Annotated in this window: 21 protein-coding genes, 1 tRNA gene and 7 pseudogenes; 18 read left to right on the forward strand and 11 right to left on the reverse strand. The window is 59.7% G+C overall.

Features of this window, described 5'->3' with window-relative positions:
• Nucleotides 1-4: 4 nt before the first annotated feature.
• Nucleotides 5-672, forward strand: a pseudogene (tenA, locus tag ACE10Z_RS14645) (thiaminase II).
• A tRNA-Met gene (locus ACE10Z_RS14650) sits at nucleotides 637-735 on the forward strand. Before tenA ends, ACE10Z_RS14650 begins: the two are co-directional and overlap by 36 nt.
• Here ACE10Z_RS14650 and ACE10Z_RS14655 read toward each other — a convergent pair.
• Nucleotides 692-1,360, reverse strand: coding sequence for a hypothetical protein (locus ACE10Z_RS14655; RefSeq protein WP_375788541.1), 669 nt, complete (start codon nucleotides 1,358-1,360; stop codon nucleotides 692-694). The two genes, ACE10Z_RS14650 and ACE10Z_RS14655, sit on opposite strands and share 44 nt — an antisense overlap.
• A gap of 269 nt (nucleotides 1,361-1,629) precedes the next feature.
• Between ACE10Z_RS14655 and ACE10Z_RS14660 the strand changes: the two genes are divergently transcribed.
• The 5 genes from ACE10Z_RS14660 to ACE10Z_RS14680 all read left to right on the forward strand — a co-directional run bounded on the left by ACE10Z_RS14660 (nucleotide 1,630) and on the right by ACE10Z_RS14680 (nucleotide 6,265).
• Nucleotides 1,630-1,797 carry a hypothetical protein gene (locus ACE10Z_RS14660; protein WP_375788542.1) on the forward strand — a complete coding sequence of 56 codons (168 nt, stop codon included), beginning with the start codon at nucleotides 1,630-1,632 and terminating at the stop codon, nucleotides 1,795-1,797.
• A 137-nt stretch (nucleotides 1,798-1,934) separates the two neighbouring features.
• Complete coding sequence (locus tag ACE10Z_RS14665; protein WP_375788543.1) at nucleotides 1,935-2,429, forward strand: hypothetical protein; 495 nt, start codon at nucleotides 1,935-1,937, stop codon at nucleotides 2,427-2,429.
• The gene (locus tag ACE10Z_RS14670) at nucleotides 2,317-3,813 is read left to right on the forward strand and encodes a relaxase/mobilization nuclease domain-containing protein (protein ID WP_375788544.1); all 1,497 of its coding nucleotides are present in this window, start codon (nucleotides 2,317-2,319) and stop codon (nucleotides 3,811-3,813) included. The genes ACE10Z_RS14665 and ACE10Z_RS14670 overlap by 113 nt, the downstream gene beginning before the upstream one ends.
• A gap of 24 nt (nucleotides 3,814-3,837) precedes the next feature.
• Nucleotides 3,838-5,823, forward strand: a complete 1,986-nt coding sequence (locus tag ACE10Z_RS14675) for a conjugal transfer protein TraG (RefSeq protein ID WP_375788545.1) — start codon at nucleotides 3,838-3,840, stop codon at nucleotides 5,821-5,823.
• 7 nt (nucleotides 5,824-5,830) lie between these two features.
• Nucleotides 5,831-6,265: a ribbon-helix-helix protein, CopG family gene (locus ACE10Z_RS14680; protein WP_375788546.1), complete on the forward strand. Its 435-nt coding sequence runs from the start codon at nucleotides 5,831-5,833 to the stop codon at nucleotides 6,263-6,265.
• Nucleotides 6,266-6,305: 40 nt separating this feature from the next.
• On the opposite strand, the gene ACE10Z_RS14685 is transcribed toward ACE10Z_RS14680, so the two are convergent.
• The 8 genes and pseudogenes from ACE10Z_RS14685 to ACE10Z_RS14720 all read right to left on the reverse strand — a co-directional run bounded on the left by ACE10Z_RS14685 (nucleotide 6,306) and on the right by ACE10Z_RS14720 (nucleotide 9,750).
• Nucleotides 6,306-6,545 carry an Atu4866 domain-containing protein gene (locus ACE10Z_RS14685; RefSeq protein WP_375788547.1) on the reverse strand — a complete coding sequence of 80 codons (240 nt, stop codon included), beginning with the start codon at nucleotides 6,543-6,545 and terminating at the stop codon, nucleotides 6,306-6,308.
• A gap of 146 nt (nucleotides 6,546-6,691) precedes the next feature.
• A complete protein-coding gene (locus tag ACE10Z_RS14690; RefSeq protein WP_375788548.1) occupies nucleotides 6,692-7,414 on the reverse strand; it encodes an SDR family oxidoreductase in 723 nt (240 codons plus the stop codon).
• Nucleotides 7,411-7,743, reverse strand: coding sequence for a putative quinol monooxygenase (locus tag ACE10Z_RS14695; protein WP_375788549.1), 333 nt, complete (start codon nucleotides 7,741-7,743; stop codon nucleotides 7,411-7,413). The genes ACE10Z_RS14690 and ACE10Z_RS14695 overlap by 4 nt, the downstream gene beginning before the upstream one ends.
• 21 nt (nucleotides 7,744-7,764) lie before the next feature.
• Nucleotides 7,765-8,085: a hypothetical protein gene (locus tag ACE10Z_RS14700; protein WP_375788550.1), complete on the reverse strand. Its 321-nt coding sequence runs from the start codon at nucleotides 8,083-8,085 to the stop codon at nucleotides 7,765-7,767.
• Nucleotides 8,086-8,226, reverse strand: a pseudogene (locus tag ACE10Z_RS14705) (SDR family NAD(P)-dependent oxidoreductase); the annotation flags it as partial.
• A 19-nt stretch (nucleotides 8,227-8,245) separates the two neighbouring features.
• Nucleotides 8,246-8,677: pseudogene (locus ACE10Z_RS14710) on the reverse strand (SDR family NAD(P)-dependent oxidoreductase); the annotation flags it as partial.
• A pseudogene (locus ACE10Z_RS14715) lies at nucleotides 8,619-9,455 on the reverse strand (transketolase); the annotation flags it as partial. The pseudogenes ACE10Z_RS14715 and ACE10Z_RS14710, both read right to left, overlap by 59 nt.
• A 139-nt stretch (nucleotides 9,456-9,594) precedes the next feature.
• The gene (locus tag ACE10Z_RS14720) at nucleotides 9,595-9,750 is read right to left on the reverse strand and encodes a hypothetical protein (protein WP_375788551.1); all 156 of its coding nucleotides are present in this window, start codon (nucleotides 9,748-9,750) and stop codon (nucleotides 9,595-9,597) included.
• A 1,263-nt stretch (nucleotides 9,751-11,013) separates the two neighbouring features.
• On the opposite strand from ACE10Z_RS14720, the pseudogene ACE10Z_RS14725 reads away from it, so the two are divergent.
• The 4 genes and pseudogenes from ACE10Z_RS14725 to ACE10Z_RS14740 form a co-directional block, all read left to right on the forward strand.
• Nucleotides 11,014-11,505: pseudogene (locus ACE10Z_RS14725) on the forward strand (KUP/HAK/KT family potassium transporter); the annotation flags it as partial.
• Between the two features lie 97 nt (nucleotides 11,506-11,602).
• Nucleotides 11,603-11,974 (forward strand): annotated as a pseudogene (locus ACE10Z_RS14730) (KUP/HAK/KT family potassium transporter); the annotation flags it as partial.
• A gap of 100 nt (nucleotides 11,975-12,074) precedes the next feature.
• Nucleotides 12,075-12,152: pseudogene (locus ACE10Z_RS14735) on the forward strand (hypothetical protein); the annotation flags it as partial.
• A gap of 64 nt (nucleotides 12,153-12,216) precedes the next feature.
• Entirely contained in the window at nucleotides 12,217-12,816 is a 600-nt protein-coding gene (locus ACE10Z_RS14740) for a KUP/HAK/KT family potassium transporter (protein ID WP_375788552.1), read from the forward strand.
• Nucleotides 12,817-13,396: 580 nt separating this feature from the next.
• Here ACE10Z_RS14740 and ACE10Z_RS14745 read toward each other — a convergent pair.
• Nucleotides 13,397-13,738: a hypothetical protein gene (locus ACE10Z_RS14745; RefSeq protein WP_375788553.1), complete on the reverse strand. Its 342-nt coding sequence runs from the start codon at nucleotides 13,736-13,738 to the stop codon at nucleotides 13,397-13,399.
• A gap of 369 nt (nucleotides 13,739-14,107) precedes the next feature.
• On the opposite strand from ACE10Z_RS14745, the gene ACE10Z_RS14750 reads away from it, so the two are divergent.
• From ACE10Z_RS14750 to ACE10Z_RS14780, 7 genes are all read left to right on the forward strand, one after another.
• The gene (locus tag ACE10Z_RS14750) at nucleotides 14,108-14,779 is read left to right on the forward strand and encodes a DUF1236 domain-containing protein (RefSeq protein ID WP_375788554.1); all 672 of its coding nucleotides are present in this window, start codon (nucleotides 14,108-14,110) and stop codon (nucleotides 14,777-14,779) included.
• Nucleotides 14,780-15,512: 733 nt separating this feature from the next.
• Nucleotides 15,513-15,740, forward strand: a complete 228-nt coding sequence (locus tag ACE10Z_RS14755; RefSeq protein WP_375788555.1) for a hypothetical protein — start codon at nucleotides 15,513-15,515, stop codon at nucleotides 15,738-15,740.
• 475 nt (nucleotides 15,741-16,215) lie between these two features.
• The gene (locus ACE10Z_RS14760) at nucleotides 16,216-17,376 is read left to right on the forward strand and encodes an AI-2E family transporter (RefSeq protein WP_375788556.1); all 1,161 of its coding nucleotides are present in this window, start codon (nucleotides 16,216-16,218) and stop codon (nucleotides 17,374-17,376) included.
• A 158-nt stretch (nucleotides 17,377-17,534) separates the two neighbouring features.
• Nucleotides 17,535-18,848: an NRAMP family divalent metal transporter gene (locus tag ACE10Z_RS14765; RefSeq protein WP_375788557.1), complete on the forward strand. Its 1,314-nt coding sequence runs from the start codon at nucleotides 17,535-17,537 to the stop codon at nucleotides 18,846-18,848.
• 233 nt (nucleotides 18,849-19,081) lie between these two features.
• A complete protein-coding gene (locus tag ACE10Z_RS14770) occupies nucleotides 19,082-21,019 on the forward strand; it encodes an ABC transporter ATP-binding protein/permease (RefSeq protein ID WP_375788558.1) in 1,938 nt (645 codons plus the stop codon).
• A gap of 550 nt (nucleotides 21,020-21,569) precedes the next feature.
• Complete coding sequence (locus ACE10Z_RS14775; protein WP_375788559.1) at nucleotides 21,570-23,261, forward strand: alpha-amylase family protein; 1,692 nt, start codon at nucleotides 21,570-21,572, stop codon at nucleotides 23,259-23,261.
• Between the two features lie 122 nt (nucleotides 23,262-23,383).
• Nucleotides 23,384-23,584: a hypothetical protein gene (locus ACE10Z_RS14780; RefSeq protein ID WP_375788560.1), complete on the forward strand. Its 201-nt coding sequence runs from the start codon at nucleotides 23,384-23,386 to the stop codon at nucleotides 23,582-23,584.
• A 137-nt stretch (nucleotides 23,585-23,721) separates the two neighbouring features.
• On the opposite strand, the gene ACE10Z_RS14785 is transcribed toward ACE10Z_RS14780, so the two are convergent.
• Nucleotides 23,722-24,033, reverse strand: coding sequence for a hypothetical protein (locus tag ACE10Z_RS14785; protein WP_375788561.1), 312 nt, complete (start codon nucleotides 24,031-24,033; stop codon nucleotides 23,722-23,724).
• Nucleotides 24,034-25,203 lie beyond the last annotated feature (1,170 nt).

Genomic DNA, 25,203 nt, shown 5'->3' on the forward strand with positions numbered 1-25,203 from the left:
GATCGTGAGTTTCTTCGAGCGTCTAAAGACAGAAGCATCCGCTGAGTGGCGGGCCTATACCGAGCATCCCTTTACGAACGGATTGGCAGACGGATCGCTCGCCGAGGCGGCGTTTCGTCACTATCTTGTTCAGGACTACCTGTTCCTCATCGAGTTTGCGCGCGCTTATGCGCTCTCGGTCTATAAGTCGCCCAAGCTTGCCGACATGCGTGAAGCAGCGGCCGGCCTTTCGTCCATCCTTGATGTCGAGATGAACCTTCATGTGAAGCTCTGTGCCGGTTGGGGTCTATCTCCGAGCGACCTTGAACGAACCCCTCCGGCAAGTGAGACGCTGGCCTACACACGCTACGTGCTGGACGCCGGAATGCGTGGCGATCTGCTGGCACTCAAGGTGGCACTTGCCCCCTGCGTGATTGGGTACGCGGAGATCGCAACGCGGCTCGCCTCGCGACCCCACGCGGACGCTGCACTAACCCCTATCGCGTTTGGATCGACGAGTACGCCAGCTTGCCATACCAGGAGGTCGCGGCGAAAGCGCAGGCGCAACTGGAGCATCTCGCGGATCTGTACGCCACGCCGGCCCGCGAGGCAGAGCTGATTGCGATCTTCAAGGAAGCCATCCGACTCGAGGCAGACTTCTGGGAGATGGGCTGGCGCGCCGGCCAGCGTTAGCATTCGGCAATCGTCTGGCTCATAACCTGAAGGTCATAGGTTTAAATCCTATCCCCGCAACCATCTCAACTTGCGATCGGCCCGCCCCTCCGGCGGGCCTTTTGCTTTTAAGCGAAATCGCAAGGATTCCGGCCAGATCGCCCCGCACGTCGATCCGAAGCTCGCCGTCTCCTGGCGTCAGAATGATCTCCTTCACAAGCGATCGGGTCAGGTCGGCCGCAGTCATGCGCTTTTCCTCCGAATCCCCCTGAAGCGCTGCGTACAGCTCGTTGACCTGGACGCGATAGTGATGCGCCATGTTCGGGTGCAGGAGGGGTGGTGGCTCCTCCGCCTCCTGCAGGAACGTCTTTAGCTCCTTCTGGCGGCGTTCGAGCATGACCATCTTCTCGTTGAGGCGGTCGGCTGCTCCGCCTTTCAGGATCACGTTTAGGAGCGTATCGAGCTCGCGGTCGATTTTCTTGATCTCCGCCTCGGCCGCATCAATCGACGCTCGGCCTTCTATGCGGAGCCGGTTCATCTCGCGGGTGAACTCGTCGCAGAATTCCTTGAACAAGGCCGGGTCCATCAGATGATGACGCAACGCGTTTAGGACGCGGGCCTCGAGCTGGTCGCGCCGGATGTTCTTGCGATTGTCGCAGGTCCCCTTGTTGCGTGCCGTCGAGCACCCGATCAGATCGGCCGAGATCATCGAGTAGCCGACACGGCGCAACTTGGCATAGCGAAGCCTACGGCGTGGAGAGCTGATTACTGGCCCCGTGCGGGGCGACGTACCCCCGCTTATCTGCGCTGATCCTTGGTTCAGCCGGTGGCCTGACGCCATCAACCCGCAAGGGGTCGGACTACGCATAGCGTGCCGCCGCGCTGGCTTTGCCGACGCGGTGATCGTGGCCATCGGCCGAACACGTCGGGCGCCTGTCAGCGGGGGATGGTCCTCCGCTCGAAACAGGAGCCGGATCGATGTCCCTCAACGACGCTCACGCCTTCGCCTTCAGCCTCGCCACCACGCTGATGGCCGTCATCGTTATCTTCCGCGCCGGCGACGGCACGCTGTCGGTCACGCCCGCCAACGAATATGACGGCGACGCCTCGGAGATCGTCCATGAGGTCGATCCGTTCGCTCCATGACGGGAGCCTCGCCGGCGACGCGGAAACCCCTAGCGGTTTCCGCTCCCACGCGAGGCTGTCTTTTGCTATGCTTCGCATCGCGCCGCGGTGGTGGTGGAAGGCGCAACCGTCAGAAATTCTCTCACGGAGACACCACCATGATCTTCCTCGGCATTATTCTATCCGTTGCGGCGATCGGCTTCTTCTGCTGGCTCCTCTTCACGCTTGCCGTATTCGCGCTACCGTTCTTTGCTGGCGTCACCGCGGGCACCTGGGCCTATCATGCCGGCGTCGGCTGGCTTGGTGCGATCCTCATCGGCATCATCGGGGCCGCGTTGACGCTCGGCCTAACAAGAATCCTGCTTGGAACCGTCCGTCCCCTCTGGGCGCAACTGCTGATCGCGCTCGTTTTCGTCGCGCCGGCGGCCGTCGCGGGTTGCCACGCCACGCATGGCATCGTGAGACACACCGTGCCCTCGGAAATCTGGCAGCTCGTATTCTCCCTCACGCTCGCGCGGTACCGTGATCAAGGCGCGTGTTGTGCGCCATGGCGCTCGATCTGCTCCGCTGGGCACGCACCTCAACTATCTGCGCCGCGAGGGCGTCACTCGCGACGGGGAGAAAGCTCACCTCTTTGGGCCCGGCGGCGATGATGCCGATCCCAAAGCCTTCGCCGAACGGTGCCAGGATGACCGCCACCATTTCCGGTTCATCGTCTCGCCGGACGACGCTCTGGAGATGGCCGACCTCAAAACCTTCACCCGCGAACTGGTCGGCCAGATGGAGAAGGATCTGGACACCCGGCTCGATTGGGTTGCCGTTGATCACTGGAACACCGAGCATCCGCATGTACATCTGATCGTGCGCGGGTCGCGTGACGATGGCCAGGACCTCGTCATCTCGCGCGACTACATCAAGGAAGGCATGCGTGATCGCGCGCGCGACCTGATCACCCAGGAGTTGGGGCCGCGCACCGATCTCGACATCCGTCGCAGCCTCGAGCGTCAGGTCGACACCGAGCGCTGGACCCAGCTCGACCGCCAGCTTGTCCGGGATGGCCGCAACACCGGCGCCATCGATCTCGCCCGCGATCCGAACTCACAGCCCGATGAATATCACGCACTGAAGGTCGGGCGGCTGCGCAAGCTAGAAACGCTCGGCCTCGCGGAGCAGGTCGGTCCCGGCCAGTGGATGATCGACGACAAAGCCGAGGCGACGCTGCGCGAACTGGGCGAGCGCGGCGACATTATCAAGCGGATGCACCGTGCCCTGACCGAGCACGGCATCGAGCGGGGGTCGACGAACTATGTGCTGGCGGCAGAGAGCCTGGACATGCCGATCATCGGCCGGCTGGTCGATCGCGGCCTTGACGATGAGTTGAGAGGCACCGCCTATGCCGTGGTCGATGGCGTCGATGGCCGGACGCATCACATGAAGCTGCCCGACCTCGATGCGGCTGGCGACAGCGCGCCCGGCTCGATCGTCGAGCTGCGCAAGTTCGATGGCGCGCAGGGGCAGCGACGCGTGGCGATCGCTGTGCGTTCCGATCTCGACATCGACCAGCAGATCACAGCATCGGGTGCAACCTGGCTCGATCGCCAGAACATCGCCCGCGAACCAGCCGCGCTATCGGAGGGCGGGTTCGGCGCCGAGGTGCGGCAGGCGTTGGAGCGCCGCGCCGATCATCTGGTCGGACAGGGCTTCGGCGAGCGTAACGGCCAGCGCGTCACCTTCAGCCGCAATCTGATCGACACGCTGCGCCGGCGCGAGCTGGAGGCTCTCGGCGAGAAGCTTTCCGCCGAGACCGGCCAGCCGTTCAATCGTTCCGCGAGCGGCGAATATGTCGCCGGCTCCTACCGCCAGCGCTTCACGCTCGCCTCCGGCCGCTTCGCCATGATCGACGACGGTCTCGGCTTCCAGCTCGTGCCGTGGACGCCCTCCCTCGAAAAGCAACTCGGCCGCCACGTCTCCGGCGTCGCCCGCGATGACGGCGGCGTCGACTGGAGTTTTGGCCGCAAGCGGAGCCTCGGCCTCTGATCCCCTGCAGAAAGACGCATCGCCATGTCCGCTACAAAAATTCTCTGGGGCCAGATCCTCGCCGTCTTCGTCATCGTGTTGGTCACGACCTGGGGCGCCACCGAATGGGTTGCCTGGCGGCTCGCCTTCCAGCCCGAACTCGGCGCGCCGTGGTTCCGGCTGTTCGGATTTTCCTTCTATATGCCGCCCGCCTTCTTCTGGTGGTGGTATGGCTTCGACGCCTATGCGCCGTCGATCTTTGTCGAGGGCGCCTACATCGCGGCATCGGGCGGTTTCATCTCGATCGCGGTCGCGATCGGCTTGTCGGTCTGGCGGTCGCGCGAGGCCAAGAACATCGAGACCTATGGCTCGGCGCGGTGGGCCGGGAAAGAGGAAGTGGCGAGCGCTGGGCTGCTCGGCGCCGATGGCGTCGTGCTTGGCCGCTATGATCGCGATTACCTCCGCCATGACGGGCCGGAGCATGTGCTGTGCTTCGCGCCGACCCGTTCCGGCAAAGGCGTCGGCCTTGTCGTCCCCTCGCTGCTGACCTGGCCTGGCTCGGCGATCGTCCACGATATCAAAGGCGAAAACTGGACGCTGACGGCCGGCTTCCGCGCGAGGCATGGCCGCGTGCTGCTGTTCGATCCAACCAATGCCAAGTCGTCGGCCTACAATCCCTTGCTCGAGGTCCGCCGCGGCGAGTGGGAGGTGCGCGACGTCCAGAACATCGCCGACATTCTGGTTGATCCCGAAGGAAGTCTCGAAAAGCGCAACCATTGGGAAAAGACCAGCCACGCCCTGCTGGTCGGGGCGATCCTCCATGTTCTCTATGCGGAGGCCGATAAGACGCTCGCCGGTGTCGCCGCCTTCCTCTCCGATCCGAAGCGGCCGATCGAGGCGACGCTGGCGGCGATGATGAAGACGGCGCATCTTGGCGAGGCGGGTCCCCACCCCGTCATCGCCAGCGCTGCTCGCGAGCTACTCAACAAATCCGACAATGAACGTTCCGGTGTGCTGTCCACCGCCATGTCGTTCCTCGGCCTCTATCGTGACCCCGTGGTGGCTCAGGTGACGCGGCGTTGTGACTGGCGCATCACCGACGTCGTGCGCGACAAGTACCCGACGACGCTGTACCTCGTCGTGCCACCCTCCGACATCAACCGCACCAAGCCGCTGATCCGCCTGATCCTTAATCAAGTCGGCCGCCGGCTGACCGAGGATCTGCAGGCGAAGGCCAGCCGCCATCGGCTGCTACTCATGCTCGACGAGTTTCCGGCGCTCGGCCGTCTCGATTTCTTCGAGTCGGCGCTGGCCTTCATGGCGGGCTATGGGCTCAAGAGTTTCCTGATCGCCCAGAGCCTCAACCAGATCGAGAAAGCCTACGGCGCGAACAATTCGATCCTCGACAACTGCCATGTGCGCGTCAGTTTCGCGACGAACGACGAGCGGACGGCCAAGCGCGTGTCCGACGCGCTTGGCACCGCCACTGAGATGAAGGCGATGCGGAACTATGCCGGCCACCGGCTGTCGCCCTGGCTCGGGCACCTGATGGTCTCGCGTTCCGAAACCGCGCGCCAGTTGCTCACCCCCGGTGAGATCATGCAACTTCCGCCGACCGACGAGATTGTCATGGTCGCCGGTACGCCGCCGATCCGGGCAAAGAAGGCGCGCTACTACGAGGATGCTCGCTTCGAGGAACGCATCCTGACGCCGCCACCGCCCACGCAACCGAAACAAGGGCGCCCTGACGACTGGACCGCGCTGCCGATCCCGACGCGGCCCGAGATCGCCGAGGCAAAACTGGGAACGGAAACAGGTGACGAAGACCCGACCGAATCCGAGCGTCGCCAGCAGCCCGAACTGAGTCGCATTAAGCCTGTCGAGAAGAAAGCGCCGATCGAGAACGAGTTCGAGATCAGCCTTACCGACGACACCCAAGATGACGCGGTCCGCAACAGCCGGATGAACCGCCTCGTGCAGGGCGTTGCGCGGCAGGTATCGCTCGATCCCGGTGACGGCATGGAGCTGTGAGGTGATTGTGACGAAACCACCCAGGAAACAGCGCTTGTCGGTCTACCTCGATCCGGCCGTGATGCGCCGCCTCGCCGAACATGCTGCGCGGCGCGATCATTCCCGATCGCTAATTGCGGAGGCGGCCATCGAATCCTTCCTGTCGCCTGATGCTGCCGAGCGGCAGGAAGCCGCGATCACCAAGCGCCTCGACCAACTCGATCGCCGCATGACGCGGATGGAACGCGACGTCGGCATCTCCGTCGAGATGCTGGCCGTGTTCGTGCGGTTCTGGGTCGCCACAACACCGGCCTTACCGGAACCAGCCGCACAGGCCGCGCGCGCCAAGGCCGGCGAACGCTATGATCAATTCGTCGTCGCGCTCGGCCGTCGCCTGGCAAAAGGGCCGAAGCTGAGCCAGGAGATTTCCGACGACGTGCCGCCGAAACCCGATGAAAGTTAGTCGTGGATGGAGCGTGCGTTCGACTCGGGTCGATCGCTCCCTATCGCTCGCGATAGAGCACCAATTCCTCATGATAGAGCACGCCGTCGATCACGTCGCCGGTCGCGGTGAATCCGGTATCGTCGATATAGTCGATGTGGTTGCCCGTGACGGTGTAGCTGCCTTGATAGGCGCTCTTCTTGGTTCCGCGCGCTTCGTCATAGCGGCCGTTGGGCAACAGTTCTTGACGGATATGCCCGTCCTTCGTCACCCACATGCCGACATAATCATGGTCTGCCATCGTTGATCCCTTCTATCGGGGAGCGGCCGGAAGTTGCGCTGGCACAAGGCAGGTGAGCGACACGGCCGTCACTACATTAGGAAAAGCGGTCCGGAGACAGCAATTCTCTGCTTTTCAGGAAGGGCGAGTCGGCCCCGTGCCTGCGTTCAATGTGCGCTGGCGGTCGGACGGATGACGATCTCGCTGGTGTCGACATCGTCAGGCTGTTCGATCGCGAACCGCACCGCGCGCGCGATCGCGAACGGGCTGATCGAGATGGCGCGGTATGCCTTCATCCCCTCGCGGGCCGCGGCGTCGGAGATGGTCTCGGCCAGCTCGGATTCGACCACACCGGGGGAGATCACCGTCACCCTGAGCTTGTCATTCTCCTGGCGCAGACCGTCCGAAATCGCCCGGACCGCGAACTTGGTCGCGCAATAGACCGCCGCGGTCGGCGACACGCGATGGCCACCGATCGAAGCCATGTTGATGATCTGGCCCGAGCCGCGCGCCGTCATCGACGGCAGCACCGCGGCGATGCCATGAAGGACGCCACGGATGTTCACGTCGATCATCGCGTCCCATTCGTCGACCTTGAGCGAGGCCATCGGCGACAACGGCATGATGCCGGCATTGTTGACGATGACATCGACCCGGCCGAACTCGGCGATCGCCGCATCGACGAAGGATTGCATGTCCTCGCGTGAGGTCACGTCGAGCCGGCGGTAGCACGCGGTGTGACCTGCCTTCTCGAACTCGGCGACCAGCGTCTCAAGCCGATCGGTGCGCCGCGCGCCGAGTACGACGGTGTGGCCGGTTTCCGCCAAAAGGCGGGCTGTGGCCTCGCCGATGCCGCTACTGGCGCCGGTGATGAGTACGATCTTGGTCATCGTGATACTCCTTTGATGCGATGAAGTGAGCTCTGCCGTTCACGCCGGGTCGGAGATGCGGGTGAAGGCGCGCAGGTCGAGGTCGCCGGCAACGAGCGTCGGAATCTTCGCGACGAACCCCTGCATGTGCGGCAGCGCGAAATGTCGGCCGACCGCCAGGTCTCGTAGACCATCCAGAGATCCGCATCGTCGTTCGAGCGATGCACGTCGTAGGTGCCGCAGCCCGGTTCAGCGCGCGACGGCGCGACGAGCGCGAGCAGAGCGTGGCCGAGTGCGTCGGATTTGCCCGATTGAGCGCGGATGAAAGCGAGATTGGTATAGCTGCTCATGAGAAGTCTCCTTGGTGGGGTTTAGGTTTCTGGGGGGCAGGCGGAAAAATCGGTGGCGAGGCTGACATCCTCCCAGCGGCGGATGTCATCGTCGAAGCGGTCGAGTCGCGTGCGGGCGCGCTGCAGCGCATCGCTGCCGAGCAGCAGGTCGAGCGGCGGCTCGTCGGCATCGACAGCCTGAACGATCGCCTGTGCGGCCGCGGCGGGATTGCCGATCTGGCGACCGTCCTTGGCGAGCAGCGATGCGACCGTGCCGCCCGCCGCGTAATCGACGATCTCAGTCGCACTGCGCTTCGACGAGCGGTCGGACAGAAAATCGGTGCGGAACGATGCCGGCGACACGGTCGTCACCCAAATACCGAATGGCGCGACTTCCTGTGCCAGGCTCTGCGACAGCGCGCCGAGCGCGGCCTTGCTTGCCGAATAGACGCCCGAAGCTGCGCCCCGGCGCGATGCCGGCGACCGAGGAAATGTTGACGATATGCCCCGACCGTTGTGCGCGCATCATGGGCAGGACCGCGCGGATCATCGCGAGCGGTGCGAACACGTTGACGCGGAAGAGCTCGGTGGTCTCATCGTTCTGCGCCGCCTCAACCGGTCCGACCAGGCCGTAGCCGGCATTGTTGACGACGATATCGAGCCGGCCGTGGACGGCCGCCGCCCGTGCGGCGACATCGGCGACGGTCTCAAGTTGGCGCATGTCGAGCGCGAACATGGTGAGGTCGCCCGTGAGGTCGGCGGGCGCATTGCCGTCTCGGGTGGTGCCGATGACGGCGTCGCCCCGCGCCAGTGCGGCCTGAGCGATTGCGTGGCCGAGGCCACGCGCGATGCCGGTGATAAACCAGGTCTTTCGGGTCATGATGGTTCTCCCGCCAACGCGCCGTACCCGCATAAAAGTGCTCGCGCACACCGTCCGGCACAAGGAACTTAGCATCCTCCGGCCAGCCGCAGCTGCGCTTGGCCAAGCGGATCTCTTCAACTCCGAGCGGCTCGCCATGCGCGGCGCTGGTATCCTGCTTGTGCGGAGCGCCGTATCCGATATGGCTGTCGACGACGATCAGGGTTGGCACGTCGTTGGCGCTTCGGAAGGTCTCGATTGCCTGTGCTATCCGCTCGGTGTCATTGGCATCGCCAACTCGCTGCACGTTCCAGCCGTAGGCGAGAAAGCGCGCCGCGACGTCGTCGGTAAAGGCGAGATCTGTGTGACCTTCGATCGTGATGCGGTTGCTGTCGTAGATCCAGCAAAGGTTCCCGAGCATCAGATGACCCGCGAGGGAGGCGGCTTCGCTTGTGACGCCCTCCATCATGTCGCCGTCGCCGCATATCGCATAAACATCGTAGTCGAACACTGGAAAGCCCGGCCGGTTGAAGTGCTGCGCCAACCAGCGCTCGGCGATCGCCATGCCGACGCTCATCCCGCAGCCCTGACCCAAAGGACCGGTTGTCGCCTCAACGCCAGTGGTCAGGTGATATTCAGGGTGCCCCGGGCATTTGCTGTCGATCTCACGGAAGTGCTTGATGTCGTCAAGGGTGACCGCGAGTTCGCCGCGATGCACGTACTCGGCATTGACCTCCTTGACGCCAGCGAGATGCAGCATCGAATAAAGGAGCATCGAGGCGTGTCCGTTGGACAGCACGAATCGATCGCGATTCGGCCAGGTCGGACGAGTAGGATCGAAGCGCAGAAAGCGCTGCCAAAGGGTATAAACCACCGGTGCTAGTACCCGGAATCATAGATTCGTGAGACACAACCGTCATTGCGAGCGAAGCGAAGCAATCCATCTGCCTGCATATGCGGAGGCATGGATTGCTTCGTCGCTAACGCTCCTCGCAATGACGGCCGAATGCGACTCACACTTCAGCGATACTGAGTACTAGGGCCATCGGGGTGCCAGGATGACCGGATCCGGCCTGCTGCACGGCGTCCATGGACAGCGTGCGAATCGTATTGATACAGAGCTCGTCGATCGAGTGAGCGCCCGGCGCTGCCGTCGGTTTCTTGCTCAAGCTAATGTCCATACGGGTGTTCCGCGTTGTCGTGATTTGGCCCGTGACCCAGCCGCCGGACCGTCGTCTCGTCTGTGCTGTCGAGAGCGACAATTTGCCCGGTGCGATCTCGATCCATTCCCATCTAGAAAGTCGCGCCAAGCGCCGGCTGGGTTGGAGAAGCAGATCTGCACCGCAACAGCCAACCAAGACGGCCGAATGTTAGTTCCCTAAATCAGAACGAACTCGCTAGAAATTGGTTCATTACGAGCTTTGTCCTAGAGCGCCGCCGCCGCTCGGCCAAGCAAGAATGCGGGCTCATGCGCATCAGCCGATCGCTTTTGCTATCGAGCGCGCCTGACAATGGGACGTGAATCGCCAAGCTTGGTGAGCGCTGAAGCCTTGTGGAAGGCGATATGGTTAGTCTTGGGGGCTCTTGATCTCATGTTGCGGAATAGAACATGAATTCTAGCGATCGAGCTTGCTCTCCTCTGCCGCGCAATCAAACGGAACGATGAGCCCGGTTAGATGGCGATGAGGAAGATTTCATCGGTATTGCACTTTTGGCATTCAAAGGTGCGTAGATCGAAACCGGGTTTGTCCGGCTCGATGCAGGCCAACCTCATCGGCCTTCCGCATCCGGAACAGTTCAGAACTCCGATCTCCGCAACGCTAAAAAGTGGAGTTGGTTGAGTGGATAGCATGATACTCTCCTCGGATCAGGCGGGAGCGCTCTCCGTCACCGATCGTTGCCAGTGGTGGCCGGTGGTCGAACCAGCATACTCCTCGGGTTCCACCCACGCTGGTCAATATTGCTCGTGTTCAAAAACTGGCACTCTTTTCGACGCGACAATTAGGACGTCCTGCAGCGGCCCAAAAGCGAGAGCGATTCTCTTCCCTATTCGTGGGGGCTCGAGATGACCTCACGAGGCATCGCTGGTTCGGTTTGGATCCGGCGATATGCCTTGCGGCGCAGGCGTCCGAACAAGTTTTGATGGTTATGGAGTAGAAAACGCAGGACAGCGGGAATCCCGGAATGATATTGCAAGCTCCGCGCCAGAGCCCTCGAAATCCTGCAATCTCAAACTCCGATGAGAATAGCCATACGATCGCGAGACCCGAGGTCTCAAGATTGTAATATTGGCCGTCGAAAGTGCGCTTGCGGGCTCAGCTCCTGCAGTCAGACCGAAGAAAGTGTGTCCCTCCGAGCTCGGCAGTCGAGAAGCGGCCGGTGCAAGACTTCAAAGCCGAATTAGCGGTTAAACCAAGATCGTCGGATGGATCATGCCCATATCAACCGTTTCCGCTTTGAATGCCCCAACCGGTTTTGCAGGAGAGGCTCACACCAAATTTGAACAAAAAACCACCGGTTCAACGGCACTTCTCGCCCTTGGCATCGTCTACGGCGATCTTGGAACAAGTCCCCTCTATACGCTCCAGACAATCGCCCGCATCATGGGAGATCAATTTACGCCGGAGGCAGCGATCGGCTCGCTGTCCTTGATATTCTGGGCATTGATCATCACCATATCGGTCAAATACTGCCTGTTCGTGATGCGAGCCGACAATCACGGCGAAGGAGGCATTCTTGCGTTGATGACTCTGACCGGAGCACGTTGGTACGGCCGCGGACCTTCGCTGGTCATTGCGGGTCTATTTGGGGCGGCCCTCATTTACGGCGACGGCATTATCACCCCTGCTATTTCGGTCTTAAGTGCGGTGGAAGGCTTTAATGCCGCGACTGACATCTTCAAACCATACACGATGTCAATTGCGGTTTTTATCCTGATTTGCCTTTTCGCTATCCAAAGTCGAGGGACTGGAACGGTCGGTAAGGCGTTCGGGCCCAATCATGATGGTTTGGTTCGTGACAATGGGTGTGCTTGGCGTCCGCGGTATCGCGCGCCATCCGCAGGTATTGGAAGCGCTCAACCCGGTTCACGCTGCACGGCTTTTAGCTACGCATGGATCCATTGGGTTCACGGTTCTCGGTGGAATCTTTCTGGCACTCACGGGCGGCGAAGCTTTGTACGCGGATATGAGCCATATCGGTCGAAACCCCATCCACACTGCCTGGTATTGCATCGTACTTCCGGCCCTTGTCCTAAACTACGCTGGCCAAGTGGCAAATTTCATTGTCACGCCCGATCTGGAAGCAAATCCGTTTTTCAAGCTGGCGCCCGACTGGGCGATCTATCCCTTGGTTGCGCTCGCTACCTTGGCGACCATCATCGCAAGTCAGGCCATCATTACCGGGTCCTTTTCGATGACCAGGCAAGCGATGCAACTCGGATGGTTTCCAGGAGTTCGGATTAGCCAGACAATCGGCCGAAGAGTACGGACAGATCTACGTCCCCTTCGTCAACTGGACCATGATGTTTTTTACGGTTGCCCTGACCGTCGGATTTGGCAGTTCGGATCGGCTGGCGGGCGCTTACGGGACAGCGGTCTCCACGACCATGGTCCTAACCACGATGCTCCTCTCAGGTGATACTCCATCGGTGGCGCTGGTCGATTTATCAGGTCGTTGCCACCGCGGGGGTTCTGCTGGTTGTCGATTTGGCCTTCTTCTCGGCAAATCTGCTCAAGATTTTCGAAGGTGGTTGGATTCCGCTAATGTTCGGTACGCTGGTTTTCGTCATTATGACCACGTGGCATTCTGGTGTTGAGGCGGTGCATCGGCGAAACGCAGCGCGATCTCAAAAGCCAGGGGAGTTCTTCGCCGGTTTGCATCGCGACGGGATCGTGAGGGTTGCGGGCACCGCAGTGTTTCTAACCCGACTTGTCAAATCGATACCTCCGCTCATCGTAAACTATGTGAAGCAGGGGCGATCTCTCCAGAAGAATGTCATTGTCCTGACGGTGAGTTTTGAGAATGTCCCGCGAGTTCGATCGAATGATCGAGTCCGCATGGAGCGAATTGACGACAACTTTTGGCATGCAACCCTTCACTTTGGCTTTGTGGAGATCCCGGACATTCCGTCAGCACTCAGCGGTGCACAAGAATTAAGGTTGCCGGTCGTGGACCAGGCCACATACTACATTGAGCGCAACGACCTCATTAGTCGCCGGCATCGAAGTCCATGATCGCGTTGGCGCGTGGCGTTGTTTTCTTTATGTTTCGAAACTCCGCGCACGCCATCGACCGGTTCAAAATACCGGCCAGTACGTTGATCGAAATTGGTCGACGGATAGAGCTTTGAAATATCCGGCCGGTCTGATCCCCGTCAGATTCTGTTCTTCGACCCGCAGTTCGCGGGAACGACGATTTCGGCATGAAGCGGTAGCTCGAATTTCTGGCAAAACACATCCCGGAATCCAAAAAGGCCGAAAGTGTCCTGACGCTAGGCTACCCTGTCAGCGCGCCAAATCGTATTAACATCAGGTCAAATCATGCTTTGCTTAGGCGTGCAGTCCGAAGAAGCCTGCAACAATGACTATGACGACCACGACTCCGATGATGTAAAAAATGTTCATTGTACACTCCAATTGAGACATGCGCGACTTCGGTTGAAAGCACGATGCTCTAAATAGAAGACGCCTTGCGACGATATTAAGTTCCTCGCGCCGGCGAACCTATTGCGCCACGAAGAGAGAGCGTGGACTCGACAGCAAAAAAATGGCCGCAGAAGTCGTCTGCGGCCTGGTTTCTGTTCAGTGGGGTGTCTTACCAGCGATCGTTGCCGACGCCTACACCGATGCTCACGCCCGGGGCGCTGGAGCCAAAGCCGGGGCGCGGCTGGTCGTAATAATAGCCGCGCCGCTCGATGTACTCTTCGCGGGGGGCGTAGTTGTATGAATCGCTGTAGTCCCGCTGGATAACCACGCGCCGCGATCCACGGGATCGGTAGCAACGACCGGAGTCGTCGCAAACGAGGCGAACTTGTTCCACGCTCGGCTGATTCATGCCGAAATACGTGGCGTCGTTGCTAAGCACGCCGGCAGCCATGGCGCTGTTCGCGAACAGAACGCCCGTGCCAGCCAAGAGTGCAATGCTGATCTTTCTCATGGGTAACCTCCACCTGGTCGGTACCGTGACCGCCGAAAACCAATGTTGTTCGATCATCTTCGTTCCAATCATCCCGCTTCATCTGTCGAGGAACGGCGCGCGGCTATCGCACAAAATATTCGAAACTGAGCAGTATTGATCATGACTCTGAAACTGGGAACGTCAGACTAGCTCGGTTGCTCGCATTACGATGAGCGAGATCCGAGATGGAAGTCGCTGGCGACATTGTCGATCGACGCAATTCCACTTGCGTTATTTCGCAACATTTCCTCCCAACCCAAGATAGAAGCGGAACTATAGGCTGTTGGGGCCGTTCCACTCGATGGCCGACCTTCGTCGGCATGAATTCAGTTTGAATTGGAAAATCAGATGAGAATGACATTGATGGTTTCTGTGGCCGTTGCGGCCCTATTGGCCGCGACCGGGCTTGCGACGGCACAAGGCGTTAACCAAGGAGCCGCGAAGGAGTCTCCAACTGCTGCTTCGCCTAAAGGTGATACTGCAGCGCCGATGAATGCACCCGCAAAGGGAGCCGAGACCGTAACACCCGGCCCTGGGTCTAAGGAGGCAGTGCCTCAACACGCGCAGGGCAAGCCGGATGCAAAGACGACCGGCGACATGAAAGCCGATGGCAAGTCAAAGGCTTCGGACTCAACCACGCCGAATACCACTTCAAAGGAGATGAAGACTCCGACCGCCGAAACGAAGTCGCCTTCTGACAACAAGGCGGCTAGCGAGACGAAAGCCGACGGCAAAACGACCGGCAACGCCGCAACCTCGGCGACATCGGCGCCTCCCGCCGAAAAGCGCACACAGATAACCTCGGCGATCAAGCAGGAGAAAGTCGAGGAAGTGACAAATGTGAACTTCAATCTCTCGATCGGGACGGCTGTCCCAGCGGGTATCCGCTATCACCCGATGCCGCCACGTATCGTGGAAATCTATCCGGAATGGCGCGGATACGATTTCATCCTTGTGCACGGCAAGTACATCGTTCTTCGCCCACACACCCACGAGATCGTCTACATCATCGAAGGTTAGCGAATTCGCCGAACAAACGACAGACAATCCAGAGGGCGGCTTAAGAGCCGCCCGTATTTTCTGAACCAACTGCCGCGGGGTGAGCCCAATTGCCCTCTTCCGGAAGAGTACATGAAAGCGAGCAATATTGACCAGCGTAGATGGAACCCAAAGCGTATATTGCTTCATCACCGCCCCATCATTGGCAACGAGCGGTGACTGAGAGTGTCGCGCTCCCGCCTGGTCTTAAGGGGAGTATCATGCTGTCGATCCAAGCTAACCCAATTTTGGATGTTGCGGAGTTTGAAGCTCCAATCTGCTCGCGATGTGGCAAACCGATGAGATTGACCTGCATCGAGCCGGACCAACCGGGCTTCGATCTGCACACGTTTGAATGCGCACGGTGCAGCGCCGACGAAACCCTCCTCGTTGCCATTTAGGTGAGCTTCGTGCTTCCGCTTGATTGCGCCGCCTACAGAGCAGAGCAAGGCTCTCTCTCCATCGCTAGAATTCATGATTGCGATGCCGCAGCCCGCGGAAGCGATTGCGGCTGACCGCATGATGCCGCCGCCCCCGGCGCGCTCCGAGGCACTCAAAAAAAGGCAGACGTGCTTCGCTGCGACGCAGACAGCCGGGTTTGGTCTTCACCAAAACCGTAGACCCCGGAAGTAAGATCGCCTCAGATGGAACTCCCCAGTGCACGGAACATTCTTTCATTGCCGCGAAACGCGGCTACCTCAAGGAGAATACCAACATGAAACGTTTACTGCTGATCTGCTTCGCCGCCTGTGCGTTCGCGGCGGTGCCGATGCTTTCCGCATCGGCAATGCCGCGTGCAACACCGGATACGCTGGTTGCGGGCACCGATAGCGCCGTCATCCTCGCCAGGGGTGGTCATGGTCATGGAGGTGGCCATATGGGCCGCGGCGGTCGCGGACATCACTATGGTTGGTCGCGCGGGCGACATCGCGGTTGGCACTAATCCCGGATATCGCATATTCAAAGAGGCCGCCTCATGTGACGGCCTCTTAGTTTTATATCACGGAGCGATAAGGCAATCTGTCGAAGCTTTATTGCGGTCAGCCCCGGCAGGAATGAGTGGGCATAGCGCAACATATTGCGCCTTACCTGGACAAACTCCCCGATGCTGTGACGCTGCTCGAACGTCGGCACTCGGTGGACAGAAGGCATGATGCTCCCCCCGACATTAATGGGCGGGAGCGCTACCAAACTCTCAGTAACCGAAAAGCTGCCACGCACGGAGCGATGATAAGGCACTTTGTGCATTTTGGACCCCTTGCAGTGCTGGGCGCTGGTCAATATTGCTCAGTTTTTCGAATCTATTCCTCCGGTCACGTTTTTTACGCACAAGCATCTTCCGGACGAGCCTGGGTCGGCCAAAGCGGGTATGATTATCATCGAAGGCGATGACAGGCTCTCATTCGGAGGGAAAACCCATGGTTGCCGCCATACCGCCATCACAGCGCCCCTCCTTGCCGTCAATGCTGGATGTTGATCTGCCGGAGCCACAAGCCGCGGTGACGGAGGCTGCCGACGAGACGGAGATGCCGCTGCCTTCTGATCCGAAGACATTCTTTCTCGGCGGTTTGTTCGCGTTGGGTGTCTTTGCGGTGCTCTACTTGGCCAGCGCGATCATCCTTCCCGTCGTGCTGGCCTTCGTGTTGAACCTCCTTCTTCAACCCGCTGTCCGTCTTTTAGGACGCATGCATTTGCCCCGCGCTGTCGGAGCGCTCTTGACCGTCCTCCTGGTTATTGGAGCGCTGATAGGTCTTGTGGCAGCCTTATCAGTACCGGCCGCGACTTGGGCTGAGCGGCTGCCGGAAGGCATCCCGCGCCTGGAGGCGCACCTGCAGGTCATAAGAGGGCCAATCCAAGCACTCCAAAAGGTTATCGAACAGGCCGAGCAAGCTGCGGACGCACCCCCTGGTCGGGGCTCGATCGTTTCGGTTCGCCGCGATCTTGGCATAACGGGGGTACTTTTCGCAGGGACGCGCTCGGTACTCGATGGCCTGTTTACAACGGTTCTGGTGCTCTATTTTCTCTTGGTCGCGGGCGACATATTCCTTCGACGCATCGTAGAAATCCTGCCGACGTTCGGCAACAAGCGACAAGTCGTCGATATCTCTCAGCAGATCCAAGAGGATATATCGGGCTATCTCCTGACAATCACGGCCATGAATGCCGCAGTGGGTGTCACGACCGCGGCCGCGATGTATCTTTGCGGCCTGGGAGACCCTTTGCTGTGGGGGACCACAGCCTTCCTTCTCAACTACATTCCGATTTTGGGACCGCTTTTCGGGGTCTGCATCTTCGTGCTGGTCGGAATGCTGAGCTTCGAAAGCTTATGGTGGGCCCTGCTGCCGCCGGTGCTCTACTTCGGCATTCACCTCGTCGAGGGTGAAACAGTGACGCCAATGCTGCTGGCGCGACGCTTCACGCTGAACCCCGTGTTGATCATCCTGTCGCTGGTGTTCTGGTTCTGGATGTGGGGCGCACTCGGCGCGATCCTGGCCGTTCCCATGCTGGCTATCCTGAAGATCATTTCTGATAGGTTGCGCCCGTTAAAGGCCCTCGGGCACTTCCTCGAAGGCGAATAGCAGCATCGCTGCTGGCTTGCATGTCCCGTAGCAACGGAAACGTTCGTGACGGCTCGTCTTGCATCACATGCGGCCCCTGCGCCTGCCGAACGGAATGAAAGTCGGTTTCGGCGTATCATCATCTTGTAATTCATAAGGCTATATTTGAAGTTTGAGCCATGAATTCTTCCGAGACCGAGCTCAACAAATCGCCGCATAAACGTCGGAATATCTTGTTGCGGCTGCTCGGGCCTGGGCTGGTCACGGGGGCCGCCGACGACGATCCGTCCGGCATCGCGACATATTCCCAAGCCGGAGCGCAATTTGGGTATGGGCTGCTGTGGACGGTTTTTCTGACGACGCCGTTCATGATCGCGATCCAACTTGTCAGCGCTCAAATCGGCCGCGTGACGGGAAAAGGTATCATCGCCAACGTAAAAGACTTCGCCCCGCGGTGGCTGGTCATATCTCTCGTATCCATGCTGGTGACGGCCAATACGTTCAACATCGCGGCCGATCTCGCTGCAATGGGCGAAGCGCTCTCGCTCGTGATCGGCGGCCTCAATCACGAGCACGCGTTGATATTCGCGGCAACCTCGGTGCTGCTGCAGGTGTTTGTGCGGTACCGGCGTTATGCGCCCGCACTGAAGTTTCTCACCTTGGTGTTATTCCTTTACGTTGCCACCGCGTTCACCGTCCACATTCCGTGGGGCGAGGCGTTCGCGCGCGCAGTGTGGCCGGCTGCGGAGGTTAACCGCGATTATCTGCTCATGGTCGTGGCGGTGCTCGGAACGACCATCAGTCCCTACCTCTTCTCCTGGCAGGCATCCCAGGAGGTCGAGGAGATGAAACAAAATCGGCCACGGCGCCCGGTAAAGGAACGGCGTCCTTTAAGGGAGCTACTACGTGGCGGCGAATCCGAAACTGAGCGCATCGCGTTGGACACCAGCGTGGGCATGGCGTTTTCGAACATCATCGCTTTCTCTATTATTTTGACCACAGCAGCCGTGCTCAATGCCGGCGGCGTGACCAACATCCACAGCGCGGCCGAGGCGGCTGAAGCCCTGCGGCCACTTGCCGGTGATTTGACCTTCGTTTTGTTTGCGCTCGGGATTGTCGGCACAGGGCTGCTTGCGGTCCCGGTGCTCGCCGGCTCGGCTGCGTATTGCGTTTCCGAGGCGTTCGGCTGGCCCGCCACCCTAGAGGCGAAAGCGCCGGATGCCGTTGGGTTTTACAGCATCATCGCCGCCGCCACAGTGGTGGGACTCGCGCTCGGCTATACGCCAATCGATCCCATCCGAATGCTGATCTGGAGCGCCGTGCTCAACGGCATTGTTGCTGTTCCGATCATGGCGGTCATGATGGTGGTCGTTACGCGCCTTTCAGTGATGGGTCGTTTCAGCGCTCGGCCGACACTCACGTTCTTCGGATGGGCTGGCACAGCGCTAATGGCCGTTACTGTTGTGGCACTGTTCTGGTCCTCGATCGGCTGACCGCACTATCATCGCGAGTCAGGCAAATCTGTTGTAGTAGCGGGGAGCAGCCATGAAACGTGGACCGGTAATGGGCAAGGCCAGCTCCATTATGGGTGCGATCTCGTCGATCGGTTGCGCGAGCCTGGCCTGGCCTGGCCGGTCCGGCCCCCGTGCAATCGTCAGCCGAACCGCTGAATTGGTGCGCCGCGACGTGCAATGGAACTTTCAGGTTCCAATTGCGTTGACGGCGCATGAAACGGCAGCCGATCGAGGACGTTGTCGCTGAAAGCGGCAAGACGATCGACGCCCCACCACCAGAGATTCTCGAAACGGATCCAGGGCTGTCTCCGGAAGAAGCCGAGCAGATTCGCCGTGACTACTTGCTGAAGCGGTTCTGGATCAGCGCCAAGGGTTTTTGGGGAGTGGCTGGCGGCAGGCTGGCCTGGGTTCTCACCGGCGGATTGCTGGTGCTGATTTTCCTGCAGCTCTCTTTCCAGTTCGGCATCAACCTCTGGAACAGAGCGATCTTCGATGCCATCGAGAAGAGAGATGCAGCCGTCGCGCTGCGTCTTACAGGGGTATTCTTTCCGCTGGCAGTCGGCAGCGTTCTGCTTGGTGTAGTTCAGGTCTACACCCGCATGGGCATCCAGAGGCGATGGCGGGCCTGGCTGACCGGTTCGGTTATCTCTCGCTGGCTGAAGAACGGTCGCTACTACCAGCTCAACCTGGTCAGCGGCGATCATCAGAATCCGGAGTACCGCATTGCCGAGGACTTGCGCGTGGCGACCGACGCGCCGATAGACTTCGCCACCGGCGTCACGTCCGCGTTTCTGTCGGCAACGACATTCATCGTCGTACTCTGGACGATCGGCGGTGCGCTGACGCTGACAATTGCAGGCGCCACCGTGACGATTCCAGGCTTTCTCGTCGTCGCGGCAGTGCTGTATGCGGCGATCGCGAGCGGCTCGATGGTCGTCATCGGGCGAAATTTCGTGGCCATTTCGGAACGCAAGAATCAGGCTGAAGCCGAGTACCGTTACGCCTTGATGCGTGTGCGCGAGAACGGTGAGAGCATTGCGCTTCTGGGCGGTGAAGAAGAGGAGCGCTCCGGCATCGACAGTTCGCTCGGCGGAGTTCTGCAGCAATGGGCGCTGCTGTGCGGCCAGCACATGCGCACCACCATCGTCTCACAGGGATCGAGCCTGATTGCCCCCGTCATTCCAATATTGCTGTGCGCGCCTAAGTTTCTCGAAGGCAGCATGACGCTAGGCCAGGTGATGCAGGCGGCATCGGCGTTCACCATCGTGCAAGGCGCATTCGGCTGGCTGGTGGACAATTATCCCCGCCTGGCAGAATGGAATGCAGGAGCCCGCCGCGTTGCATCGCTGATGATGTCCCTCGATGGGCTTGAGCGTGCCGAAACTGGCGACAGCCTCAATCGGATCAAGCGCGGCGACACCGAGGGCAATACAATGCTTCGTTTGAATGATCTGTCAGTCACACTTGATGATGGCACCGCCGTGGTTGGCGAGACGGAAATTCTGATCGAACCTGGCGAGCGGGTTCTGGTGGCAGGCGAGTCCGGGACTGGCAAGAGCACATTGGTGCGCGCCATTGCAGGACTTTGGCCATGGGGTGGCGGCAGCGTCGATTTCCATGCGGATCGCCGTTTGTTCATGTTGCCTCAAAAACCCTATGTGCCGTCGGGCACGCTGCGTCGCGCTGCCGCTTATCCCGCGGCCGCCGAAGATTGGAGCATCGAGCAGATCGGGGAAGCGCTCGACAAGGTGGGGCTGGGTCATCTGAAGGAGCGCATCGAAGTGGAGGCTCCCTGGGACCAGACGTTGTCGGGCGGCGAAAAGCAGCGGCTTGCCTTCGCGCGGCTCTTTCTTCATCGCCCGGATATCATCGTGCTTGATGAGGCGACGTCTGCGCTCGATGATCGGAGTCAGGACAAGCTGATGGAGCTGCTTAACGAGGAACTAAAGGACGCGACCGTCGTCAGCGTTGCCCATCGCGCCGAACTGGAGGCGTTCCACAGCCGCAAGATCACCCTTGAGCGCCGCAAGGGCGGGGCGAGATTTGTCAGCGACATTGATCTGATTCCGCTTGATAGCCGCAGGCGCTTAGTGGGACGCTGGTTGCGCAAACGCAAGACGCCTCCGCTGCCGCCTCGGCAGGTGGCTTGAAGCCCGCACCCCAAATTGTTCCGGAAGAGGACATCCGACCGAGCAGACGCCGAAACGCCGCGCGTTCGTTCGGAGACCTAGAGCTGGCGGATTGCTGTCTGTCGACAGCAATCGGTCTGAGATCGTGGCCCACCTCGCTGTCGTGATCCCCATTCAAATACTGCGGTCTTGTCCCGATCGCGATGATCACGGTCGCGGACGCGCAGTCGCGATCCCTGTCACGACCGCCGATCGCCAATCGTACGCCAACAGGGTCAGCACCAGCCCCGACCTCTTCTGCCCGGCGGGCATTGCATTGCAACTCCAGCTGCGGCGGGATTACTGCGGCATACTCAATCACCGCGTGCTCCTATCACTGCTAGGCTCTGCGACCGCTGCCTGGTTGGATTTGGAACCGGTTGGGCCCCTTCTCGTTGAAATATTCCGAGCACGAGCTCGACCATCTTCGAAATTACCGGTTTCAGTGAAGCGATCTGCTAATGAAGCCAAAATAGGTCCGATCGGGACTTCTAATCCGCAGCTGCTTTCGTCGTCTACCGGTGCATCCCTCATGATTGACGACCTTTGGTACAAGAACGGCGTGTTCTATTGCCTATCCGTCGGGACTTATATGGATGCCAACGGCGACGGGATCGGCGACTTCAAAGGGCTGCTGCGACGTCTCGACTATCTGCACGGACTCGGTGTGACCGCGATCTGGCTGATGCCATTCCAGCCGTCGCCAGGCAGAGACGACGGTTACGACATCTCCGACTATTATGGTGTCAATCCGCGATACGGCACGCTCGGCGACTTCGTGGAATTCACTCACGGCTGCCTGCAACGAGGCATTCGCGTCATTATCGATCTCGTCGTCAATCACACCTCGGACGCCCATCCGTGGTTTCTCGACGCTCGAAGCTCACCGGATTCGCAACACCGCGATTGGTACGTCTGGGCTAACAAGAGGCCCGCCAGCGCCAGCAAGGGAATGGTTTTTCCCGGCGTGCAGAAGTCGACATGGACGCGTGACAAGGAAGCCAGGGCCTGGTTCTTTCATCGCTTCTACGATTTCCAGCCCGATCTCAACACGTCGAACCCATACGTCCAGGCCGAAATCCTCAAGATCATGGGCTTTTGGATTCAGCTCGGCGTGTCCGGCTTCCGGATGGATGCCGTCCCCTTCGTGATATCAACCAAAGGCGCGAAGGTCAGGACGCCGGTCGAACAGTACGACATGCTTCGCTCCCTGCGTGAGTTTCTGCAATGGCGGCAAGGCAACGCTATCATTCTTGCTGAGGCCAACGTCCTACCCGAAACCGATATGGAATACTTCGGCAAGGATGGCGATCGCATGCACATGATGTTCAATTTCCACGTCAACCAGAATTTGTTCTATGCAATGGCGTCCGCCGACGCCCGTCCGCTGGCAAAGGCCCTCAAGGCTACAAAGCCGCGACCAGCTTCAGCCCAATGGGGGCTATTCCTGCGTAATCACGATGAACTCGATCTTGGCCGGCTCACCAAGGTGCAACAGGCCGTGGTCTTCAAAAACTTTGGGCCCGACAAGAACATGCAGTTGTACGACCGGGGCATCCGGCGGCGCCTCGCGCCGATGCTCGGAGGTGATCGCCGACGTCTCGAACTCGCCTACAGCCTGCTATGCACGCTCCCGGGGACCCCGGTGATCCGCTATGGCGATGAAATCGGGATGGGCGACAATCTTGATCTGCCAGAGCGCAACTGCGCCCGAACGCCGATGCAGTGGTCGACCGAACCACACGCCGGCTTCACCGAAAGCGACAAGCCCTGCTCACCCGTTATCGATGAAGGCCCTTACGGGTACGAGCAGATCAACGTTGCCAAGCAGCGCCGGGATCCCAACTCGATGCTGAACTGGACCGAGCGCATTATCCGGATGCGCAAGGAAGTGCCGGAAATCGGCTGGGGTGACTTCCGTGTGATCGCGACGCGAGATCCAGCCATTCTGGCTATTCGCTACGATTGGCGAAATAACTCGGTGCTGTTCGTGCACAATCTCGACGAAACGCCGCGCGAGGCTTCACTCTCGGTTGGACTTTCCGGTAACGATGGAAAACACCTGATCAATCTACTGTCGGAAGACCACAGCGAAGCCAATGATCGAGGTGAACACATTTTGATGCTCGAGGCCTTCGGCTATCGTTGGTACCGCGTTGGCGGACTGGACTATCTGCTGAAGCGAACCGACATCGACGGTGTGAACGCCAATCATCCCGAATAACGCACGATGACCTCAGCCAAATCTCGCGTCTGAAATTGCAGCACAAGATAGTTGCTTTCTCGGAACGATACGGAGAAATCATCCTTACCTATCAGAGGCTCGAGCCATCCCGAGGCAATCCAATGAACATTCTACCCGTCGATCGCGCGCTGAGCAAATACGGTACTCTGGCAGACCGTTCCGAGACAAAAGGCGCCCGCGAAGGGCTTTCCAAGCATTTGATGAAGATGTACGCCGAGGGCGAAAGAGACGAGCACCGATTGACAGTGCACGGGCTGTCGTACCTTCGCAAGCTCGACCAGGAAATCGACTCCAGAAGCTAACCGTCTAATCGTCGGCGATGCGCACCACCTGGCCCTTCAGGGCTGCTCGCTGCCTTTGCAAGGAACTCCGTCGCGTCATTCTTGCCTTCGCGGCGCGGGCAGGCGGCCCTTTCGGGCTGCCCTTACCGCAATGGCGCCTACTGACAGAGGTGTCGGCGACCGTCTTCGCCACGGAACCAAGCTCCCGGCTGACAAACGAAGCCATTGCGCTTGGCATATCCATTATCGTAGCCGTAGCCGTTATCGTAGGCATATGAATCCCGGAACGGTGCTGTCGCAATAGCGGCGGCTGTTCCGACTGCGAACCCGGCTATGCCGGCGGCGGCATCAACAGGTCCTCGGTCGCGATAACCATCGTGGCCTCTGTAATACACTTGCTGGGCCATTGCTGGCGCGACCATAACGGTTGAAAGCACTGCAGCGGCGGCAAGAAGTTTTAGCTTTGTCATTGGATTTATCCTCTGGAGTTGTGTGAAGCCAACAACCCGCACGAAGAGACGTTCCGCTGTTAAGCGGCAATGGCCTCAAACAGACGTCAACGCACCTTGCAGCCGCGCTCTGTCAGATAGTCGGTTGCTCTCTGAACGCGGGCGCCACGATGGGCGCGATTGTTTCCGAACCGCATCGCGCGCTTGAACTAGGGTGTGAGCGAAATTGCTCACACCCCCGCCACGTCAATTGGGGGGTTGCACGCTTGTCGGGAACAATACGTTGAAGGCGCCGTTGATGCCTTGTACACGGCAAATATGCCTATCTCTATCAACGGAGAATTCCCATGGAAATGATCCTGATCGTCGTTTTGATAGTCCTCTTGTTAGGTGGCGGCGGATACTGGGGTCGCAGTCGCGGTCATTGGTGACAAACTTGACCCTTTCCTGCTCTTTGTCGCATCATCGACTGCTGACCTAACCCCGGCGACACACCGCGAACACTGCGCCACGATCATAAGCCCACATTGAACATGCTCTGATCGAAGTTCGACCGAACAATCCGGTGCGCGCGTGGCGACCCGATGTGACCAGTTTGCGGCCAACTGACCGGCCTTCCTCAAACTCGCATCGATCCGACTTTAGTTGCCCTCGGTTAGATCGATTGCGTGGACGACGGCTGCAGTCATCAATCTCAGCGTTCTTCGTCACCCCCGCTCCCGGCCTTAACGCGCGTGGTCGCGTGAGGGGCGGCCTCGGACCCACCAGCGCCGTCCTAGACTCGCGCAGGGGCCATTGAGCGCGCTGAGCATGCCGGGGATTTCTAAACCGGCGCTCGCAGCCCGGAAGATATCCACATCATCGATTTGGTCTCGCTGACGACCTTATCGACGTGATCGCAATTGACGCCCTGAAACGTGCGCATCTCGAATCCGATCCGAGAGGACTTGATGTGCGTCAGGATCATTGGACCCAAACATTTGGGACAGGTATGGGGCTGAATTGCTATGCGGCTTGCGTCGAACAAGACTGCCAAGGATGGCATGATGGCTCACCTAAACTCAGGCGGGAGCGTTACAGAACTCTCAGTCACCGATTAGATGCCGTGATTGGACGGTGATAGAGTCACCATGGGACCATTGCTGTCGCGGCGCTGGTCCATTTTGCTCACTTTCGAACAGTTATGACGAA

Source organism: Bradyrhizobium sp. Pha-3 (genome assembly GCF_042258615.1).
In the GTDB taxonomy this organism is placed as follows: domain Bacteria; phylum Pseudomonadota; class Alphaproteobacteria; order Rhizobiales; family Xanthobacteraceae; genus Bradyrhizobium.

What these genes read in the sequence shown, in the direction of transcription:
- ACE10Z_RS14655 (WP_375788541.1), bottom strand. Translation starts at nt 1,360, where the DNA reads ATGATCTCGGCCGATCTGATCGGGTGCTCGACGGCACGCAACAAGGGG.
- ACE10Z_RS14660 (WP_375788542.1), top strand. Translation starts at nt 1,630, where the DNA reads ATGTCCCTCAACGACGCTCACGCCTTCGCCTTCAGCCTCGCCACCACG.
- ACE10Z_RS14665 (WP_375788543.1), top strand. Translation starts at nt 1,935, where the DNA reads ATGATCTTCCTCGGCATTATTCTATCCGTTGCGGCGATCGGCTTCTTC.
- ACE10Z_RS14675 (WP_375788545.1), top strand. Translation starts at nt 3,838, where the DNA reads ATGTCCGCTACAAAAATTCTCTGGGGCCAGATCCTCGCCGTCTTCGTC.
- ACE10Z_RS14685 (WP_375788547.1), bottom strand. Translation starts at nt 6,545, where the DNA reads ATGGCAGACCATGATTATGTCGGCATGTGGGTGACGAAGGACGGGCAT.
- ACE10Z_RS14690 (WP_375788548.1), bottom strand. Translation starts at nt 7,414, where the DNA reads ATGACCAAGATCGTACTCATCACCGGCGCCAGTAGCGGCATCGGCGAG.
- ACE10Z_RS14695 (WP_375788549.1), bottom strand. Translation starts at nt 7,743, where the DNA reads ATGAGCAGCTATACCAATCTCGCTTTCATCCGCGCTCAATCGGGCAAA.
- ACE10Z_RS14745 (WP_375788553.1), bottom strand. Translation starts at nt 13,738, where the DNA reads ATGAGAAAGATCAGCATTGCACTCTTGGCTGGCACGGGCGTTCTGTTC.
- ACE10Z_RS14750 (WP_375788554.1), top strand. Translation starts at nt 14,108, where the DNA reads ATGAGAATGACATTGATGGTTTCTGTGGCCGTTGCGGCCCTATTGGCC.
- ACE10Z_RS14755 (WP_375788555.1), top strand. Translation starts at nt 15,513, where the DNA reads ATGAAACGTTTACTGCTGATCTGCTTCGCCGCCTGTGCGTTCGCGGCG.
- ACE10Z_RS14760 (WP_375788556.1), top strand. Translation starts at nt 16,216, where the DNA reads ATGGTTGCCGCCATACCGCCATCACAGCGCCCCTCCTTGCCGTCAATG.
- ACE10Z_RS14765 (WP_375788557.1), top strand. Translation starts at nt 17,535, where the DNA reads ATGAATTCTTCCGAGACCGAGCTCAACAAATCGCCGCATAAACGTCGG.
- ACE10Z_RS14770 (WP_375788558.1), top strand. Translation starts at nt 19,082, where the DNA reads ATGAAACGGCAGCCGATCGAGGACGTTGTCGCTGAAAGCGGCAAGACG.
- ACE10Z_RS14775 (WP_375788559.1), top strand. Translation starts at nt 21,570, where the DNA reads ATGATTGACGACCTTTGGTACAAGAACGGCGTGTTCTATTGCCTATCC.
- ACE10Z_RS14780 (WP_375788560.1), top strand. Translation starts at nt 23,384, where the DNA reads ATGAACATTCTACCCGTCGATCGCGCGCTGAGCAAATACGGTACTCTG.
- ACE10Z_RS14785 (WP_375788561.1), bottom strand. Translation starts at nt 24,033, where the DNA reads ATGACAAAGCTAAAACTTCTTGCCGCCGCTGCAGTGCTTTCAACCGTT.